The following is a 291-nucleotide window of genomic DNA, read 5'->3' as shown; positions in this document are numbered from 1 at the left end:
GGCGACGAGTTCATCGTGCTTGCGGCAAAAGGCACGGCGCACGAACTGGAAGCGACCGCGCAGCGCATCCTCGAACGCATGCGTACGCCATTCAGCCTCGGGCTCGTCGAAGTCTATACGGGCTGCTCGATCGGCATCGCGCGCTATCCGGAACACGGCGACAACCTGGAGTCGCTGATCCGCTCGGCCGATACCGCCATGTACGTCGCCAAGGACGAAGGCAAGCGCACGCATCGCGTGTTCTCGGCGGAGATGAACCGCAAGGTCGCCGAGTACATGTGGCTCGACACG

Annotated in this window: 1 protein-coding gene; it reads left to right on the top strand. The window is 63.6% G+C overall.

What is annotated here, in order from left to right:
* On the top strand, nt 1-291 hold a 291-nt coding region (locus SB753_RS36350; protein WP_410804956.1), incomplete at both ends, for a diguanylate cyclase domain-containing protein.

Source organism: Paraburkholderia sp. SIMBA_053, from assembly GCF_046534895.1.
Lineage (GTDB): Bacteria > Pseudomonadota > Gammaproteobacteria > Burkholderiales > Burkholderiaceae > Paraburkholderia > Paraburkholderia caledonica.
The sequence above is the reverse complement of the archived record's forward strand: the minus strand, read 5'-3'. Positions and strand labels throughout refer to the sequence as shown.